Below are 17,043 nucleotides of genomic sequence, written 5' to 3'. Positions count from 1 at the left end.
CGGCAATTATGGCACCTTACCAGTCATTTGCCTGATCAACGAAGCGACGGCCACAACACACCATGTTGCCTCAAGGACAACAAACGGCATGAAGCCGATACCCCATGATGCATAGGCAGCGATGGCAGCACCCAAGGCATTGAGGATCAGATAGAGCTTTTGGTCTGCTGCCAGCCAGCCCACCAGATTGGCGAAAAACGCGCCCAAAAGGATCGCGACGCCGACAGAGCCGACAATCTCCATCATGTCAGTTGCTTCCAACCCTTGATCTGGCCGGACAAGCACCTGCCCGTCCGGGCATCGAAGCGGTAACCGTGCCAGGGGCAGATCATCACACCATCACTGTCCGGTTCGCAATCGAGCGGCAGCCCTTGATGCGGACAAACCAACGGCACATCGCGGACCGTGCCATCCGCCAAGGTTACCTGCCGTCGCTCCTTATGAAGCCTGGCCCCTTCCTTCAACGCGCGGGTGCGGTGGATCATCTTGGGCTCATCCTCATCAATCAGACGGCCCCACATGTCGGAATAGAATTTGCCGACAGCAGCATTGTCGAGATTCGGCCGGTCCGGCACGAAAAAGCGCAGGCGCATTGTGCAGTGATCGCCTTGACCAGCCGTTATCCGGCAAACGGTGCGGCCATTTTCAGTGCCGTCCGCATCAAACGTGGCGTTGATATATCCCATGCGGTCTGGATCAATCACGACAGTCATGCGCATTGCCTGCCCATCGCGGAGTAGGACATTGGCATCCCAGCCATTGCGATCAGCGCGATTGAGTGTGACACTAGCAAAAGCAAAGGCGTGGACATGGGGAAGATGCTCCCAATCCAGTTCGTCCTCGATGGCACGTGCAGCAGTCGCGCCCACTTCGCGGGTCAGTTCGCCAACTTCAATCATCATGGCCTGACTCTCGCTGTCACCTTGATTTCCGCACGCGCGTCGGGGCGAATTAAACCTGAAACGCCAATCCAGGTTGATGCCGGATAAGGGGCGTGGACGAACTCATCTTTGACCCTGGCCATCACTTGGGCATTAGCTGCGAGATCGACCAGGTAGATGGTTGTGTCGACAATATCGGCAAAGTCGGCCCCGGCTTCGGTCAGCACAGCACCGATCTTTTCCCAGGCGTTGCGGAACTCATCCTCTGCGCTCTCGCCCTGGCCGATCACGCCCGAACAGAAAATCAATCCAGCTTCGCGCACTGCTGGCGCATAATGGAACGCATCATAGGCTTTGCGCATAGCCTCGGGCACAATGACATCGATTGTCATGAAACGCTCCTGCTGTTGAGATAGGCATCGGCCAGTTCGACCAGTCGGCCCCCACCAAAGCTGGGATCATGCCCGGCATGAACAACACGCGCCGGCAGAGCGCGCAGCCGTTCCATCGAGCGGATATAGGCCGGAATGTCAGAGCCCGGTATCTGGTCGAGCAGCGCACCGTCATAGACCGCATCGCCCGAAAACAGTGTACCACTGGCAACCTCCCAAAGTGCGATACTGCCGGGAGAGTGGCCGGGCAGATGCAGCACCTCGAACTTGCGGTCACCCAGATCGACGATATCGCCTTCGCCAATCAGACGCGAGGCTTCGGCGGCTTGCATGACATGCGTGCCAGGATCGAACCCGGCATGCGGGATCGCGGTCAACAGGCCGCCTGATATGTCGTAGCCAATGCCCGAAAACCACGCGAGGTCATCGGCCGAATAAGCCGCCAGATCGAGCGGCAAATGATTGCTCGCGCCGACGAGCGACTGCGCCTCTGCGGCATGGACACAGCACGCGCCGAACTCATGCGCGCCGCCCGCATGGTCCATATGACAATGGGTGAGTACTACAGTCAGCGGCTTGTCGAACAGATCAGCAGCAGCTTCTGCAAGGCTCGCCACGCCCAACCCGGTATCGACCAGCAGGTCGCTGTCCCGCCCCGCGACATGCCAGATGTTGCAGCGCAGGAGCGGGTGGACATGCGGCTCCCACAAGAGGGTGATGCCATCGCCCAGCGCCTTGCGCGCGAACCAGTGATCCGCGATTCTCAGCGCGGTCATGGTTCGCCCGCGCTGGCAAAGTCAAACCGCCTGAGCACACGCGCGGCGGCGGCGATGATCGCGTCGATATCCGCTTCGCTATGCACGAATGAGAGGAAGAAATCGTTCGAGCCGGGGATTGTCAGCACGCCTTCCGTCAACAACGCGAGGTGGAAGAGATTGAGCTGCTTGCGGTTGGTGATGCTCGCCCGATCATAGTCGGCCGCGCCATCGATCATGAAAATTCGGACGATCGGCCCCAGCGTGTTGGCGTGGAGCGCCAACCCGTGCGCGGCAAAGGTCGCCACCAACCCATCACCCAGCCGCCGGGCAAGCGCTGCAATCTTGTCATAGCCGCCATCGGCCTGACGCTGGGCATAGTCGCGCATCGCCGCCTGCGCGCAGAGCTGGGCCACAGTCGTGTCATTGCCTGTACCGCTCTGGAAGGCGAAAGGCCCCTTGGAGCGCCCCGAGGGATCGGCCACGCCCATCACATCTGCCCGGCCTGTCACTGCGCCCAGCTTTTCGCCCGCGGAGAAAGCCTTGCCGAAGATGGCAAGGTCCGCAGTCACCCCGAAATGGTGTTGCCCACCGCCTGCTGCAAGCCGGAAGCCTGCGATGACCTCATCAAAGATCAGCAACGTTCCCGCCTTGCGCGTCATCTCGCGTACGGAGTGGTGAAAGCTCCCATCGCCTACCCACAATCCGCCATGGTGCATCGAAGGGTCCATCAGCACCGCTGCGACGTCTCCGGCCGCCAGTGCAACGCGCAGTGCTTCCTCATCGCCAAAGCGCAGCATGATGATGTCTTCGACCGCGCCGGGCGGAATGCCGGCCCCCAGCACATTGGCCCGCCCGTCAAGCCCGACCAGCATCTGGTCTTCCATGCCGTGGTAGGTACCCAGGAACTTGATGATCTTGGCCCGCCCCGTGAAGGCGCGAGCGAAACGCAGCGCCGACATGACAGCCTCGGTGCCGCTGTTGAGAAAGCGTACCCGTTCGGCACCCGGTACGATGCCCTGAAGCATCTCGGCGGTTTCTGTGCTGTGCCGGGGATTGAGGATCAGCGATCCCCTTTCCGCTCCTTCGGCGATGGCATCCATCAGAGCGGGGGCACGATGGCCCAGCAGCAGGCAGGCCCCGCACAGGAAGCAGTCGATGTAGTCATGCCCGTCGATGTCAGTGACATGCGCGCCCTGGCCACCTTCGAAATAGGCAGGATATGGCTGAAAGAAGCGGACCGTGCCTGAGACACCGCCCACCAGTGCGGCTTGCGCCCGTTCGTGCCAGGCGGCTGACTGCGGGGTGCGCTCTCGCCAGGCAGCATGAATTGCGGCTTCAAGCAATTGCAGCGCGCTCATGCCATCTGCTCCCGGCGGAATAGCGGAGCATCAAAGCGGGCAACTGCATCCGCCAGCCTCCCGCTCAGCCGCTCGGTTTGCGTTTGGTCAGCCGCGAAGACGCCTTGAATTGCAAGCCCTTCGGCCAGTCCGACCATAGTCTCTGCAAGTGCTGAGGGATTCTGCAATGCAAAATGTCCCTCAACTTGGAGCTCCTCAATCACATCGCCGACTTCACGCCGCCACCAATCATAATAGCTGGCGAGCTCGCCTGCGAGCTTGGGATCGTTCATCCCTTCGGCGGCGAAGTGATAGAAGATGCGGCATGAAGCGGCACGCTCCGGGTCAAGCGGCATCCCTGCTTCTAACATCGCGATCAGCCGTGCCATCCCGCTCTGCCGAGCGGCGACATCGGCCATGCCGCGCGCGACATGGCTCATCGCCTCTCGCAATGCGCCGAGCAGCAGTGCTTGCTTGTCACCAACATAATGCGCGATCACACCGGTCGAGCAGCCAGCCTCATTGGCCACCGAGCGCAGATCCGCGCCTTTTACGCCGTCGCGCGCGATGACACGCAGCACGGCGGATGCGATATGCGCGCGGCGTTCGTCATGATCGACAATCTTTGGCATGATCAGGCCTCTCCATATTGGCCATTCGCGGCCATGCCGGTCAGCTCGGACAGCGGCGGCGCCAACACTTTGTGGACGATATTGTCCCCCGATCCCCAGAAGACCGATTTGGCGTGGCTGTAGTTGAGGAAGCCCTGCTTGGCCGAATGGCAGCCTTGGCCGGAGTTCCCCAACCCACCGAACGGCAGGGCCACATGCCCGCCCTGGAGCCCGAAATTGTTCACAGCCGCACCGCCGCTGCGGACCTCGCGGACAAACCGGGCGGCGCGCGCCGTGTCATGCGTGGCGATATAGGCCCCGAGCGGCGTTTCCCCGGCATTGATCCGGCTGATCGCTTCGTCAACAGTGTCATAAGGCACAACCGGGATGATCGGACCAAACACTTCGTCGATCATGCAGCTTAGATCGGCTGGCGGGTCGATCACCAGCCGCAGAGGCAATTGCCACCGGGCTGGGTCGGGGACATCGTCATTCAGGCCTTCGCATCTAACACCCTTTTCAGCCGCTTCCGCCACATAGCCGACTAGGCGCTCATAGTGCGCAGAATTGATGATCCCCACACACTGGTCGGTGCCGACATAGGCGGGATAGGCCGAACGCCAGACTTGCTTGGCCAATGACACCCACTCTTCCAGTTGGGCCCGCGGTACAAGGACATAGTCGGGTGCCGTGCAAACCTGCCCCGACTTGAGTGTTTTGAATGAGAGGAACAGCTGCACCAGTTCTTCCGTCACGCCATCAGGCGCGAACAATGCCGGGTTCTTGCCGCCCAGTTCCAGCGTGACCGGCACCAAGTTGCGCGCTGCCGCCTGCGCCACCAGCCGGCCGATGCGCGGACTGCCGGTAAAGGTCAGATGGTGCCATGGCATAGCCGCGAACTCCTGTGCCAGTTCTGGCCCGCCTTGAACGACGGTAAGCAGATCAGGCTCGAAGTGCGCCGCTACGGCATCAGCCACAGCCTGCGCGGTGGCCGGGGCGAGTTCGGATGGCTTGATAATCACACGGTTGCCCGCCGCCAGCATATCGACGCACATCACTAGTGCGGATTCGATGGCAAAGTTCCAAGGCGCGATATTGCCCATCACGCCTTTTGGAAGCAGCACAATTTCACCGTGTGATGATCCATGCTCCGGCCCGAGATCAATCCGCTCCTCGCGCAGCCAGCCGGGAAGGTGAGCCAGAAAATAGTTGCATCGCCCCAGCACCGGGCCGGTTTCCATCAGATCGGTGAGCCAAGGGTGGTGCGAGCCGAAGTCTTCGATCAGCGCCGCACGGAATGCGTCGCGGTTGTCGATCACCATTCGGCGCAAGCGCTCGACACGCTCCAGCCTGACGGCGAGATCGGGGCATGGATCACCCCTGAATCCGGTCAACTGTCGGCTGAACGCCAAGCCTAACTGTTCGCTTACCATTGTCACAGACCTTTTTTATATATCGTTTGTATGATATAAAAAAGATCTGTGTCAAATCCGCCTTGGTGATGCCAGCGCACCTCACTGGACCCGTCTGAAGGCTTGGCATCATTAGTCTGGACGAATGGGACGGCTGATTTCGACGCGCTCGCTCAGCCCGTTCCGGATAAGCGGTCCCTCAATGTCGTTGACCAGGCGCTTTCCTGATAGCGGGAAGACATATTGCTCCAGCGTCATGATCCGCTGGTGCTGGTGCTTGCTGTTCATCCAGCTTGTCGCCTGCTCGCCATGGATGCGAAAGTCTGCAGGCTTGAATGTCACAATCTCAAACCTGCGCCACTTACGCTAGGCCAGCGGATCTAAACCTGCGAGCCATCCAGATATTGCTGGGCCATTCGAATATCGTGAATACCGTTCACTATCTGGGCGTCGATTTTGACGACGCTATTGCCCTTGCAGAACGCATGGAAATTTGAGCGGGACGGCTCCTCTCAGCAGCGGGGAGCCGCTCTCGGCCATGCTGAACATGAAGCGGCTTTTAACGACAGCAATCTCGTGATCGAACGGCGGAAAAGTTAGCGGTTGCTGCTACCTGGAAAGCACTGACACAACGCACACGGCTTCCTCGACGCCCCATAACCCGCCGCCGTTTTCGGCGACGGCCACCCTAGCATCCGCGACCTGCCGCAGCCCTGCCTCGCCGCGCAATTGCGTAACCAGTTCGAAAGTCTGAGCGAGCCCTGTAGCGCCAATCGGGTGGCCCTTGCTTTCAAGACCGCCTGAGGGGTTGACCGGGATGCGGCCGCCTAACGCTGTGTGTCCATGCAAGGCTGCCAGCCCGCCCTCTCCGCGCGGAGCAAGACCGAGGTTCTCGACCTGGATGACTTCGCCCACGGCGGTGGCATCGTGAACTTCGGCCAAACTGATGTCATCCGGGCCGAGCGAAGCAGCTTCGAATGCCTTGAGTGCGGTGACTCGGCCGATGTGCCGTTCGAGGTCGTCCGGGTCGCGGTCCACCGAGGTGCCAAGGATACAGGCGCGCAGTTCGACCGCGCGGGCCGTGGCGCCAAGCCGGCGCAGTCCGGCTTCGGTGCATAGCACGGCAGCAGCAGCTCCGTCGCTAACTGGGGCGCACATCGGCAAGGTCAGCGGCCAGACGATTGACCGATCTGCCATGATCTCCTCGACCGAATAGGCGCGGCGATACTGTGCGCGTTCGTTGTGGACCGAATGGGCATGGTTCTTGGCCGCGACGGCGGCGAATTGTTCCTGCGTTGAACCGTAGAGCCGCATGTGCTGGCGAGCGAAAGCGGCGTAGATGTCCATGAATACGCTGCGCCGCTCCGCTGGAAGAGGCAGCGCCGTGTCATCCATTCCGCCGAGGGCCAGCAGGACTTCGCGGCTTTGGTCGACCACGGACACGTCCCAGCCGGCATCGAAAATGCCAAGCGAATGGGAACGGTCGGGATGCGAGAGTTTTTCCGCACCAACCGCCAAAACGATGTCGGCAGCTCCTGCCTTCAGGTAGTTCGCGGCTTCGTAAAGCGCTGTCGATGCACTGGCGCAGGCGTTCTCGACATTGGCGATCGGGATGCCGGCGAATCCAAGCGGGCGGAGCGCCGCTTGCCCGCGGATCATGTGCTGACCTTCCAGCGCACCCTGGCTGGTATTGGCAAACCATGCGGCCTCAATCTGCGAGCCCGCGCAATTCGCATCCGCCAGCGCAGCGCCCACCGCCTGGCGCGTCAGGTCCTTGACCGAACGCGCCAAGTCGATCCCGAACGCCGTCATGCCAACGCCGGCGATATAGACCGCCTGGGCGGGCATGGCTTAGAGGATCTGATCGAGTGCGTAGAACGGCGACCAGAGGTCTTCGATCGGCTTACGGTCGTGCACCAGCTTCTGCAGGTCAAACCCTGAGAAGACGGGATCGTTCGGACTACGGCCACCGCGAAGCGCGATATTGTTGTCGCTGCCTGGCTGACCCTCACCAATAAAGGCACGCATGTCCTTGGTGCGCAGAAGCCGGTCCATGTCGCCCGTGATGGTCCGGCACAGGATCCGCCATTCGCCGCCACGCTTCTCGAAGATGTCGAGGTAGCGACCCTGATGCCAGTAATCGAGAAAGTCTCCGTCCGGCTTCTTAAGCCGGTGGACCACAGACCATTGGCTTTCGCAAAAGGCTCGGTCGCCCTTAAGGTCGATAATCGTGTTGGTGATCGCGTGGATGCTCGAATCGACCTGCTTGAGAATGGGGATTACGTAATCGGCAAAGCCCTGGCCATTCCCGCCGTAGAAGCCGTGATCGTCATAGCCGTCTTCCCAATAGCAGTCCTTGAAGGCCTGCTGATCGCAGCGGTCCGCGCCGCGGCAATAGCGGTGGATCACATCGCGGATCGCTTCCTTGTCGCGAAGCGTCGTGAGCTCGCTTTCCAGAGCGTCGAGTCGGGCCGTCAGACTGTCTGTCATACCTGATCCTCTTGCTTGGCTGCGAACACCCTGTTGCGCAGCACACCAATTCCTTCGATTTCGAGTTCGATCACATCGCCATCGACCAGCAGCTTGCCCGCCTCCAGCCCGCAGCCCCCGCCGACCGTGCCCGACCCCAGGACCTCTCCGGCGTGGAGGGTTTCGGAGGTGCTGATGAACGCGATCAAGTCCTCGAACTTGACCGTCATCGAATTGCTATTGCCAGCCGAGCGGACCTCGCCATTGACGCGTACGATCATGGCCGCGCTGTCGGGATAGAACTCGTCAATCGTCACGATCCACGGCCCCATTGCATTGGCGCCATCGAAGTCCTTGGACTTGGACGGACCAAGCCCGCTTTCCATTTCCATGCCTTGTGTGTCGCGGGCACTGAAATCGTTGAAGATCATGAAGCCAAAGATGTGCGCGCGGGCATTCTCGCGCGAAATGTCGCGCCCGGTCTTGCCGATCACGCAGCCCATTTCGAGCTCGTAATCCATCATCTTCGAATAGGCCGGCCAATGCACTTCGGTGTCGGGTCCGACCACGGCCATGCGGTTGGCCTTGTAGTAGATCGGCCGGACCTTGAAGATCTCGTGCATCTTGAGCGATCGTTCCGAGGGCTGGGTCTGGCCGGTCAGCCGCATCGCCGCCTTTGATGAGCCGACCAGATGCTCTTCAAAACACATGCAGTCCCGGATCTGGACTGGCCGAGGCAGCGGCGCGAGCATCTTTACTTCGGTGATCGGCAACAGTTCTCCAGCGAATTTGTCGATAGCGGTGCGGATCATCGCCAGACAATCCGCGCCGCCTTCGATCACGTCCTGCATCGATCCGGCCACACGCGGGTCGAAACCGGTCTGGGACAGCGCCGTTGCCAGATCGACAATGGCGCTGTCCTGGCCCGTCACCACGCCAACGCGGGGAGTGGGATCCTGCCGGGTGGTGAAGGTTGCCAGTTTCATCTGCAGTACCTCAGAAGTCGTAGGAAATACGGGCCCCGAAGGTACGCGGTTCAGCCCAGATGCCGCGCTGGGCGTTGCCGGTGCTGTTCAGGACCTGGCGGCGATAGCGTTGATCGCTCAGGTTGCGCCCCCAGATCCCGATCGTCCAGTTCCCGTTCTTGAGGTTGAGCGAGGCATCCCACAGCCCGAGCGCGCCCTCGCTCGACTGGGGATCGACCACATTGTTGTCGGCCTCGAAGAAGATGCCGCTGCGATAGGCATAACCGATCCGTGTGGTGAGATCGCCCAGGCCCGTCTTGGACTCGAAGTTTAGCCCCAGCGACAAGGTGCTTTTGGGAGCACGCTGCATGCGGTTGCCGCTGAAATCGAGCGTTGGGTTGAACACGTAATTTTGGAATTTGGCGTCAAGATAACCATAGCTGAAATCGAGCGACCAGTTGCTGTTGAAGACGGCCCGGCCCTCCATTTCGAAGCCTTTGATCCGGCTGTTCGCGGCATTCGCGGTCAGAATTGCGGTCACGCCGGGGGCAAACTGGATCACGCGCAACTGCTGGAGATCGCGATAGTTCATGCTGAAGGCGGCGGCATTCAGGCGCAGGTGCCGATCAAGCAGGGTCGTACGCAGGCCAGCTTCGTATGAATCGACCGATTCCGGATTGGCAACTTGCTGAGCAATGACAGGCGAAACAGCGATGAACTGGAATGCGCCCGATTTGAAGCCCGAGGTATAGGAGGCATAGCCCATCACATCGTCCGTGAATTTGTAGCTCAGCGACACGGATGGGTCGAAGGAATGCCACTTGCGCGCGATCGGCGTGGTGAAGTTCGAGATGATGAAACCCGGAACCGTCGACCGTGTGTCAAAAACAACGTTCTTTTCGTCCCAGCTGTAGCGTCCCCCTAAGGTGAGCGACAGCTTTTCAACCGGCTCCCACTGGATCTGACCAAACAGGGCGCTGGATTTCGACGCGAGATTCAGACCAAAATCCCACTTCAGCGGAGCTGGGTTGACCAAGGCCGAGAGGAGTGAGGCAGGGCCAAAATTGATGATCTCGGTCCGGGAGACATCTTCCTTGGAATAATAGGCGCCGAGCAGGACAGACAGCGTGTCGGACTTATAATTGAGCCGCATTTCCTGCGAGAACTGCTTGCCATCCTCGTCAGCCAGGTAGACCTGGAAGGGCAGCGTTGTTCCATCGAGATCGTCGAGTTCGTTGAGCTTGAGTTTGCGCAGCGCAGTGATCGACGTCAGTTCGAATGCGCCAAACGGGACGTTAAGTTGAGCCGACCACCCATAGGTTTCCTTGACGATGCCCTGACCCGGCGTGTCCATCGACAAATGGTAGGGGTCCGTAGGTTCGGCTGGGGTCACAAAGCCGGGAGTGACGGGGCCGGGATTGTTGGCTGCGCCGCCCAACTGGTTGGGAACCAGCACCAGCGGCGGCCCATCGAGGTGCGAATAATCGGCCGAGAGGCGCAGCGTAGCTTCGCCCAGGTTGAACATCAGTTTACCCCGGCCCGACCAGGCGTCTTCACTGCCGCCACGGATGTTGGCAATGCTGACCGGCTGGTATCCAGCGCGGTAGCGCCGCGTCACCGAGAGCGATCCACGGACATCGTCGCCAGCGATTGGGCCGCTGATTGCAGCGTTCAGCGAATAGAGCCAGTCACCGCCAATATCGCTGGCGCCCAGCTCTCCCGAAAGGCGGCCTTTGAACGTCGGGGAAGGATCGCGTGTCACGACCGAAATTGCCCCGCCGATGGTATTGCGGCCATAGAGTGAACCCTGTGGTCCGCGCAGCAGCTCGACCCGCTCAACGTCCATCAGATCCATGTCCATCGCGCCGAAACGGCCAAGGTACACGCCATCGATGAAGATGCCGACCGACGAGTCGCTGCCTGCGTCGTAAGAGCGCGTACCAACGCCGCGAATGTAAATCTGCGGTTTCGAGCGGTCCGCCGCTTCAAAGAACACGTTGCCGCTGAGCCGGGCCACGTCGTTGAGTTCGGTATAGCCGGCATTCTCCAGATCCTTGCCCGCAACGGCTGAGATCGACATCGGCACTTCCTGCAGCGATTCCGCCTGCTTGCGGGCCGTGACAACAATATCGGTGATGCCGGACCGATCAGCATCGGCGGCGGGTGCCTCGGCCGTTGTCTGCGCCCAGGCCGGCTGCGCAGCGAACAACGCCGCGACAGCGCAGGACGTCAGCCAAACCGTCGAACGGCACGAATTTGCGGTATCAGTCCCCGGCATCCTATCCTCCCTTTTATCCGCGCCTTGAACGACTCATTCCGATGCGGTACGATATTGGGTACATTAGTACCGTATGGAGGTCAAGCGATGCCGAGTGAAGCCCTGTCCGCCTTTAACGAGGAAGCCCGCCAGACCCGCCGCGCGCTGCTCAACAGCGACTTTGATCCCATCGCAATGCGTGGGATGCTGCCAACTCTCGATGCGGTGGGGCCTGGACCGAACAGCCGACAGCTGGGCCTCGCAACGCTCGAGCTGCGCCGCGAGGAAGGCGCTGCACTGCTGATCTATGTGCCTGGCGGCGGATTCTGCTTTCCCGGCGGTGATGCTCACCGCGCTTTGCTCGACCGAGTCTGCGAAACTGTCGATGCGCGCGGCGCAATGCTACAACACCGCCTTGCGCCAGAGCATCCCTATCCGGCCGCGCACGAAGATGTCGCCGAGGCACTTCGGCAGATCCTTGGTGAGGAGACCGGCCCGGTTTTTGTGCTGAGCGATTCATCGGCCGGTGCGCTGGTCTTGAGCGCCTGCGCCAAGTTGCAGCGTGAAGGGCATCGGTTGCCTGACAAGCTGGTCTGCCTGTCCGTCCTCACCGACCTGGCGATGACGGGGCATTCAAACATCAGCAACGCCGAGGCCGATCCGATGTTCGGGCCGCAGGCAGTGATGCACAAGGTCTTCCACTATCTGCAAGGGGCCAATCCGGCTCAGCCCGCCGCATCTCCGTTCTGGGACGAGCCTGTCTTGCTGCCAGACACCCTGTTCATCGTCGGCAGCAGCGAAGTCATGCGCGATGACACGCTACGCTATGCCGAGAAGGCCGAGCGGGCGGGGACAAAGACGAGGGTCTCTGTTTATGAGGACGCGCCGCACGTGTTTCCGCTGTTGGCTGGCATTCCCGAGGCCGACCAGGCGGTGAACGAGATCGCCGCGTTCTTGCAAGCCGATTGAGGCTGGCTATTCGCCCGCGTCGCGAAACAGGCCGGTGGCTAGAATGCGAAACAGTTCGTCAAAGGCCTGACTGAATTCGACCCCGGTCCGTTCCAACATCGCCGGTTCATTGATCCGGTTGACAGCAGCCAGAAAAATCTCCGCCACCAAAGCGGAATGGAACGGCTTGAAACGTCCGCGGCGGATGCCGTCCTCAACGATCTCCATCAGCACGTTGGTCCGCTGGGTCTGGTGCGCTTCAAGCAGTGCCAGCGCGGGGCGATAGCTTTGCAGATCGGCCAGAAACTGTCGGCTGGCCGGACGAGACTCGACCACGCCCGGCTCAAGATATGCCATCACGCGCTGTTCCGGATCGTCGTACTTGAGGGCACCCTGCCAGCCGAGATGGCGAATGCGATCGAGCCAGGATTCGATCACCAGGATGAACAGCTCCTGCTTGCTCGGCGCGATCTCATAGAGCGTTCGCTTCGAACACTTCAGCCGCGCGGCGATTTCATCGACGGTGATCGTCCGAAAGCCGCTGGCGAAGAATAGTGCCTCCAGCTCGGCAAGCAGTTCCTTCTGCCGGTCAGAGCCTGGAGTAAGATGCTGGGTGCGTCTTGGTGCCATCGAGGGTTTGCCGCCTGAGGATTGTCAGTGCCGCGATAACCACTCGCAGGTCCGATGCCAACCACCACCTTCAAACTTTACAGGTACTAAGGTACCGCGTATCGTACCGTCAATTGGAATCGGTGAGGGTATCGATGAGCGACGTCTTGAAGGCACCGACATCCGCGCAATTGTTGCTGGCATCGTTGCAGCGCCACACCAGCAGACCCGCGATCACGGTGGCTGGGCAAAGCTGGACCTATGCTCAGATCGACACCTTTTCCGATCGCCTTGCTGGCTATCTGGCTGGCCTCGGGGTCGGTCCAGGCGTGGCGGTTGCAGTGCATCTGCGCAATAGCTGCGAATATGTCGTCGCCGAATTCGCGATCCTCAAGCTTGCCGCAATCCGGGTGCCGCTCAATGAACTGATGGGCGTGCCCGAGCTCGGTTATTGTCTTGAACACAGCGGCGCCCAGATTCTAATCACCAATGCCGATCTGCCAAAGGCAACTGGACTTCAGAACGAGCCTTTCACGATTCTGGTCGACGCCGAACCGGGCAAGCCAATTGCGGCTAACCATGCACACTGGTCCGACGCAACGGCCGAGCAGATCGCCTTTGAGCCGCAAACCGCAGATGCCGACGACACTGCGATCATCGCCTATACCGGCGGCACCACCGGACGTCCCAAAGGTGTTCGCCACAGCTATGGGCGGATGGCGTGGAACCTGTTTTCACACATCAATTGCCTCGACATCCGTTCCGAAGAAGTGATGCTGCTCACCACCCCGCTGCCGCATTCTTCCGGCTATCACATGGTCGCCGCTTTTCTGCAGGGGGCCCATGTCGTCATCGAGGGTCGCTTCGATCCGGAACGCTTCTTCGAATTATGCCGCGACGTGGACGTCACCTGGACCATGATGGTTCCCACCATGCTCTACCGCCTGCTCGATCATCCGGCTGCGGGCAGCGCCGATCATCGCTCGCTCAGCACAATCGTCTATGGCGCAGCTCCGATCAATCGCGAGCGGCTTGAAGAGGGCTTACGCAAGTTCGGCAAGGTCTTCCTGCAGATCTACGGCCAGACCGAGTGTCCCAACCTTATCACCACGCTCAGCAAGGAGGGTCACACCAGCCCCGATCTGCTGGCATCGTGCGGGCGTGCGGTGCCGCTGGTCGAACTCCGTCTGCGACCGGACGAGTCCGGCGCCGGCGAAGTTGAAGTCCGCTCGCCTTACCTGCTCACCGAATACTTCCGCGATCCGGTCGCGACCCAGGAAGCACTGCGGGACGGTTGGCTGAGGACCGGCGATCTAGCACGGCTGGAAGACGGCTATCTGTTTCTGGTCGACCGAGCCAAGGACATGATCATCAGCGGGGGCATGAACGTCTATTCGACCGAGGTTGAGAGCGTGCTGCGCGAGCATCCAAGCGTTCGGGAAGCCGCCGTAGTCGGCATCCCTCACCCTGATTGGGGTGAAGCCGTCACTGCCGTGGTCATCGCTGCAGAGGGATCCAACCCCGAAGAAATCCGCCAGTTCGCCAAGGCCCGGCTATCTGCCTACAAGGCCCCCAAGAGCGTCCACTTCATCGCCGAGATGCCGCTCACCCAATACGGCAAGATCGACAAGCGGACCATCCGCGCGTTGATGGTTGAGGCGGCTGGAACCCTGCAGGGCTAGTCAGTCCAAATCTTCGCATTCCGCTCCACCTTCAAAGACCAACCAAGCTGGCCTCGAGACCTCTGTGCCCTTGAGGCTTCGAATTTGCAGTTGCTGTGCCGGCCCATGATCGATCATCCTGTTCCGCCCCCACAATCGCCCCCACACTCAAAATCGGATTTGGGAAGATTGTGGAGAACAATATAAGAANGCCGGCCCATGACCTTCCATCCTGTTCCGCCCCCACAATCTCCCCCACACTCCAAGCCGGATTTAGGGGGATCGTGGAGAACAATATAAGAACATAGAAAGCGCGATCAAGGCGGAAAACCGCAGAACTCTGCGGCTTTGCGGGATCAATCGGGCTTTCCTGGGATGATATAGCTGGCGGAGCGGGAGGGATTCGAACTCATGTATCAATTGATTATAAAATCAGAATATGAGTACGAGTGGTCTGGGTTCATGCCCCGCGAAATGCCCCCATATGTTGTGAGCAAAGACACGTCAGTTGAGTGGCAGGAATCCGCCGCATTTTTACGTCAGGCGACCCTGACCGGCTCCAGTCTTGGGCTGAGCAGGTGGATTGCAGCCACCGCCAGGAAGTAAACTGCCGTGCAGGCCATGAAGATCAAGGTGTAGTTGCCGTTTGTGGCTTCGAGCACCAATCCGGTCGATTTGGCCATGATCATTCCGCCGATCCCCCCGGCAAAACCGCCGAGACCGATGGCCGAACCGACGGCACGCTTCGGAAACATATCGGGCGGCAGTGACAGGAGGTTAGAGCTGAACGACTGGTGGCCAGCCAGAGCAATGCCGATCAAAAGGACTGCCAGCCACATGTTCGACAAGCCCGACACAAACAGCAGCGGCAGCACCGCGCAGCCCGAAAGCAGCAAGGTGACCTTGCGCGCGAAGTTGGGCGTATGCCCCCCCTGAATCAGCTTCGAGGAGACCCAGCCGCCCGCGATCGAGCCGAAATCCGACAGCAGGTACATGATGATCATGGGAAGCAACACGACCTTGAGGTCCACGCCATAGGTCGAATTGAAGTACTTCGGCAGCCAGAACAGCATCAGAAACCAGACCGGGTCGGTCAGGAATTTGGCCACGGCAAAGGCCCATGCTTCACGTTTGGTGATCAGCCGGCGCCAGGGAACCTGCTCAAGCTTCTCGGGCGGATCGTGTTCGATCCAAGCCAATTCAGCCTCACTGACCGTTCCGGATTCGCGTGGGTTGGAGTAGAATTTCCACCATAGCAGCAGCAGTGCAAGACCAAACAGGCCCGACCAAATGAAGGTCTCACGCCAGCCTAGCCCCAGGTAGGTCAGGAACAGGGCCAGCGTGGGCGCAGTCAGGATCACGCCAATGGTCGTGCCGGAATTGACCCAGCCGATCGCCAGTGCCCGCTCCTTTTGCGGAAACCATTCGCTGCTTGAGCGAACAACAGCTGGGAAATGTCCTGCCTCGCCCACGCCGAGGATGACCCGCGCAGCCATGAAGCCGGCCACAGTTGAGGCAAAACCGTGTGCGACATGACCGACTGTCCAAATCGTGATGGCTATCGCATAGCCGACCTTTGGGCCGAAACGGTCGATCAGCCAGCCCATCAGCAGAAAGCCGAGGGCATAAGCGGCCTGGAAAGCGGTTACGATCGTGCCGTAATCGTTCTCGCTCCAGTTCAGCTCCTTGCCGAGCGACGGTGCCAGCAGGCCCAGCATGGTCCGATCGATGTAGTTGACGGTGGTCGCCACGAAAAGCAGCGCAATGATCATCCAGCGGCGGCGGCCGTTAGGCATGACAGCCGTCCCGTCAGGAGCAGTGAAAGTCTGCGTCATTGGCCTCTTCCCTATTTTGCCGGGATTGCCCGGTCGTATTCGTAATGTCTGCCGAACCCCGGCTAGCGAGGCCGGGCGAGCGCAATCGTGCAGGTGAGCGCGCCATGCTCGCCGAACGTTGCGGTGACTCGCTGGCCAGGTTTGACCGAGTGAACTCCGGTTATCGCGCCAGTGGAGACCCACAACCCCTCCGACAGATCGAAGCCTCGCTCCGTAAGGTTAGCGAGCAGGAAGCGGACAGCGCCGTAGGGGCCATCCAGCATGGTTGCGGCAGTACTTTCGCCCACCACTTCTCCATCGATTTCTGTTCGCACCAGGATCGTGCAGAGATCAAGGTCCTGCCAACTGGCAAGCTGGGGCCCGATCACAAGTCCGGCGTTGTTGCCGAAATCCGAGGCAGTGACGGTTGGCCCGTCCGCATTGATGCCTGGATAAGGAGAGCTGGCGATTTCGATGCCGAGCCTGATATCGTCAAGCAGCGATCGCGTGGCACCATCGTCGTGCGGCAGTGCACCGTCCCAACCGGGGGCCAGGTGCAACAACAGTTCCGCCTCTGCCGCAGCAAAGCTTCCTGCGAAGATTGGCATCTCTGGGATCGCACCAGGCCCTGCTGGCATGACCGTATCGGCAAAGATCGGTCCGGCCAGCCGGTTGCAACCAAGCCGCATGTCGTCTGGCGGATTGATCTTGCCAACCTTCCACCCGACCACGCCGCGACCATCCAGCACAATGGCTCGATCCTGGATCCGATAGGCCAAAGATAGATCGCTCGGCCGCTCGCCCGGATAGCTTTCCAGCACCCGCGCATCGCGGCGTGCCTGAACAAAGGCCTGGGCCACAGCTAATGCCTGCTCGCTCAAACTCGCCCCCAAATTATCAGCAGATCCCATTTGCGCGTCCACTATAGG

The 17,043-nt window shown here is 60.4% G+C and carries 17 protein-coding genes; 2 read left to right on the top strand and 15 right to left on the bottom strand.

The window, feature by feature from the left end; genetic code table 11:
- Positions 1–6 precede the first annotated feature (6 nt).
- From MNBBLIKP_RS06300 to MNBBLIKP_RS06240, 12 genes are all read right to left on the bottom strand, one after another.
- Positions 7–246, bottom strand: a complete 240-nt coding sequence (locus MNBBLIKP_RS06300) for a CBU_0592 family membrane protein (protein ID WP_088308584.1) — start codon at positions 244–246, stop codon at positions 7–9.
- Positions 243–902: a Rieske (2Fe-2S) protein gene (locus tag MNBBLIKP_RS18170; RefSeq protein WP_217896658.1), complete on the bottom strand. Its 660-nt coding sequence runs from the start codon at positions 900–902 to the stop codon at positions 243–245. The genes MNBBLIKP_RS06300 and MNBBLIKP_RS18170 overlap by 4 nt, the downstream gene beginning before the upstream one ends.
- A complete protein-coding gene (locus MNBBLIKP_RS06290) occupies positions 899–1,273 on the bottom strand; it encodes a Rid family hydrolase (RefSeq protein WP_088308582.1) in 375 nt (124 codons plus the stop codon). Before MNBBLIKP_RS06290 ends, MNBBLIKP_RS18170 begins: the two co-directional genes overlap by 4 nt.
- Entirely contained in the window at positions 1,270–2,049 is a 780-nt protein-coding gene (locus tag MNBBLIKP_RS06285; protein WP_088308580.1) for an MBL fold metallo-hydrolase, read from the bottom strand. Before MNBBLIKP_RS06285 ends, MNBBLIKP_RS06290 begins: the two co-directional genes overlap by 4 nt.
- Positions 2,046–3,389 carry an aspartate aminotransferase family protein gene (locus tag MNBBLIKP_RS06280; protein ID WP_088308578.1) on the bottom strand — a complete coding sequence of 448 codons (1,344 nt, stop codon included), beginning with the start codon at positions 3,387–3,389 and terminating at the stop codon, positions 2,046–2,048. Before MNBBLIKP_RS06280 ends, MNBBLIKP_RS06285 begins: the two co-directional genes overlap by 4 nt.
- Complete coding sequence (locus tag MNBBLIKP_RS06275; protein WP_176399679.1) at positions 3,386–3,949, bottom strand: TetR/AcrR family transcriptional regulator; 564 nt, start codon at positions 3,947–3,949, stop codon at positions 3,386–3,388. The genes MNBBLIKP_RS06280 and MNBBLIKP_RS06275 overlap by 4 nt, the downstream gene beginning before the upstream one ends.
- Before the next feature lie 53 nt (positions 3,950–4,002).
- Positions 4,003–5,412 (bottom strand): aldehyde dehydrogenase family protein, encoded by a 1,410-nt coding sequence (locus MNBBLIKP_RS06270; protein WP_088308574.1) that lies wholly within the window; start codon positions 5,410–5,412, stop codon positions 4,003–4,005.
- A 111-nt stretch (positions 5,413–5,523) separates the two neighbouring features.
- Positions 5,524–5,733 carry a phage integrase central domain-containing protein gene (locus MNBBLIKP_RS17980; RefSeq protein WP_088308572.1) on the bottom strand — a complete coding sequence of 70 codons (210 nt, stop codon included), beginning with the start codon at positions 5,731–5,733 and terminating at the stop codon, positions 5,524–5,526.
- Positions 5,734–6,000: 267 nt separating this feature from the next.
- Positions 6,001–7,239, bottom strand: coding sequence for a thiolase family protein (locus MNBBLIKP_RS06255; RefSeq protein ID WP_088308570.1), 1,239 nt, complete (start codon positions 7,237–7,239; stop codon positions 6,001–6,003).
- A gap of 3 nt (positions 7,240–7,242) precedes the next feature.
- Entirely contained in the window at positions 7,243–7,881 is a 639-nt protein-coding gene (locus MNBBLIKP_RS06250; RefSeq protein WP_088308568.1) for a nuclear transport factor 2 family protein, read from the bottom strand.
- Positions 7,878–8,846 carry a fumarylacetoacetate hydrolase family protein gene (locus MNBBLIKP_RS06245; protein WP_088308566.1) on the bottom strand — a complete coding sequence of 323 codons (969 nt, stop codon included), beginning with the start codon at positions 8,844–8,846 and terminating at the stop codon, positions 7,878–7,880. The genes MNBBLIKP_RS06250 and MNBBLIKP_RS06245 overlap by 4 nt, the downstream gene beginning before the upstream one ends.
- Positions 8,847–8,856: 10 nt before the next feature.
- Positions 8,857–11,034 carry a TonB-dependent receptor gene (locus MNBBLIKP_RS06240; RefSeq protein WP_176399677.1) on the bottom strand — a complete coding sequence of 726 codons (2,178 nt, stop codon included), beginning with the start codon at positions 11,032–11,034 and terminating at the stop codon, positions 8,857–8,859.
- A gap of 156 nt (positions 11,035–11,190) precedes the next feature.
- Here MNBBLIKP_RS06240 and MNBBLIKP_RS06235 point away from each other — a divergent pair, with 156 nt between their 5' ends.
- Positions 11,191–12,051: an alpha/beta hydrolase fold domain-containing protein gene (locus MNBBLIKP_RS06235; RefSeq protein WP_088308562.1), complete on the top strand. Its 861-nt coding sequence runs from the start codon at positions 11,191–11,193 to the stop codon at positions 12,049–12,051.
- Positions 12,052–12,057: 6 nt separating this feature from the next.
- Here the strand turns inward: MNBBLIKP_RS06235 and MNBBLIKP_RS06230 are convergent, their stop codons facing one another.
- Positions 12,058–12,660 (bottom strand): TetR/AcrR family transcriptional regulator, encoded by a 603-nt coding sequence (locus MNBBLIKP_RS06230; protein WP_088308560.1) that lies wholly within the window; start codon positions 12,658–12,660, stop codon positions 12,058–12,060.
- A gap of 134 nt (positions 12,661–12,794) precedes the next feature.
- Between MNBBLIKP_RS06230 and MNBBLIKP_RS06225 the strand changes: the two genes are divergently transcribed.
- On the top strand, positions 12,795–14,321 hold the full coding sequence (locus MNBBLIKP_RS06225) for a class I adenylate-forming enzyme family protein (RefSeq protein ID WP_088308558.1): 1,527 nt from the start codon (positions 12,795–12,797) through the stop codon (positions 14,319–14,321).
- Positions 14,322–14,839: 518 nt separating this feature from the next.
- On the opposite strand, the gene MNBBLIKP_RS06220 is transcribed toward MNBBLIKP_RS06225, so the two are convergent.
- Together MNBBLIKP_RS06220 and MNBBLIKP_RS06215 are read right to left on the bottom strand one after the other, a co-directional pair.
- Positions 14,840–16,072, bottom strand: coding sequence for an MFS transporter (locus tag MNBBLIKP_RS06220; protein WP_254912932.1), 1,233 nt, complete (start codon positions 16,070–16,072; stop codon positions 14,840–14,842).
- 125 nt (positions 16,073–16,197) lie between these two features.
- Positions 16,198–17,025: a 2-keto-4-pentenoate hydratase gene (locus MNBBLIKP_RS06215; RefSeq protein WP_088308554.1), complete on the bottom strand. Its 828-nt coding sequence runs from the start codon at positions 17,023–17,025 to the stop codon at positions 16,198–16,200.
- Between the last annotated feature and the right edge of the window lie 18 nt (positions 17,026–17,043).

The sequence above is a fragment of the Novosphingobium sp. B 225 genome (genome assembly GCF_002198665.1).
Lineage (GTDB): Bacteria > Pseudomonadota > Alphaproteobacteria > Sphingomonadales > Sphingomonadaceae > Novosphingobium.
This window is presented reverse-complemented; position numbering and strand designations above follow the sequence as displayed.

Bases quoted from the DNA above. Each gene is read 5' to 3' on its own strand.
- MNBBLIKP_RS06250 (WP_088308568.1), bottom strand. From the start codon at position 7,881: ATGACAGACAGTCTGACGGCCCGACTCGACGCTCTGGAAAGCGAGCTC.
- MNBBLIKP_RS06215 (WP_088308554.1), bottom strand. From the start codon at position 17,025: ATGGGATCTGCTGATAATTTGGGGGCGAGTTTGAGCGAGCAGGCATTA.
- MNBBLIKP_RS06245 (WP_088308566.1), bottom strand. From the start codon at position 8,846: ATGAAACTGGCAACCTTCACCACCCGGCAGGATCCCACTCCCCGCGTT.
- MNBBLIKP_RS18170 (WP_217896658.1), bottom strand. From the start codon at position 902: ATGATGATTGAAGTTGGCGAACTGACCCGCGAAGTGGGCGCGACTGCT.
- MNBBLIKP_RS06225 (WP_088308558.1), top strand. From the start codon at position 12,795: ATGAGCGACGTCTTGAAGGCACCGACATCCGCGCAATTGTTGCTGGCA.
- MNBBLIKP_RS06255 (WP_088308570.1), bottom strand. From the start codon at position 7,239: ATGCCCGCCCAGGCGGTCTATATCGCCGGCGTTGGCATGACGGCGTTC.
- MNBBLIKP_RS06235 (WP_088308562.1), top strand. From the start codon at position 11,191: ATGCCGAGTGAAGCCCTGTCCGCCTTTAACGAGGAAGCCCGCCAGACC.
- MNBBLIKP_RS06300 (WP_088308584.1), bottom strand. From the start codon at position 246: ATGATGGAGATTGTCGGCTCTGTCGGCGTCGCGATCCTTTTGGGCGCG.
- MNBBLIKP_RS06285 (WP_088308580.1), bottom strand. From the start codon at position 2,049: ATGACCGCGCTGAGAATCGCGGATCACTGGTTCGCGCGCAAGGCGCTG.
- MNBBLIKP_RS06290 (WP_088308582.1), bottom strand. From the start codon at position 1,273: ATGACAATCGATGTCATTGTGCCCGAGGCTATGCGCAAAGCCTATGAT.
- MNBBLIKP_RS06220 (WP_254912932.1), bottom strand. From the start codon at position 16,072: ATGATCATTGCGCTGCTTTTCGTGGCGACCACCGTCAACTACATCGAT.
- MNBBLIKP_RS06270 (WP_088308574.1), bottom strand. From the start codon at position 5,412: ATGGTAAGCGAACAGTTAGGCTTGGCGTTCAGCCGACAGTTGACCGGA.
- MNBBLIKP_RS06230 (WP_088308560.1), bottom strand. From the start codon at position 12,660: ATGGCACCAAGACGCACCCAGCATCTTACTCCAGGCTCTGACCGGCAG.
- MNBBLIKP_RS06280 (WP_088308578.1), bottom strand. From the start codon at position 3,389: ATGAGCGCGCTGCAATTGCTTGAAGCCGCAATTCATGCTGCCTGGCGA.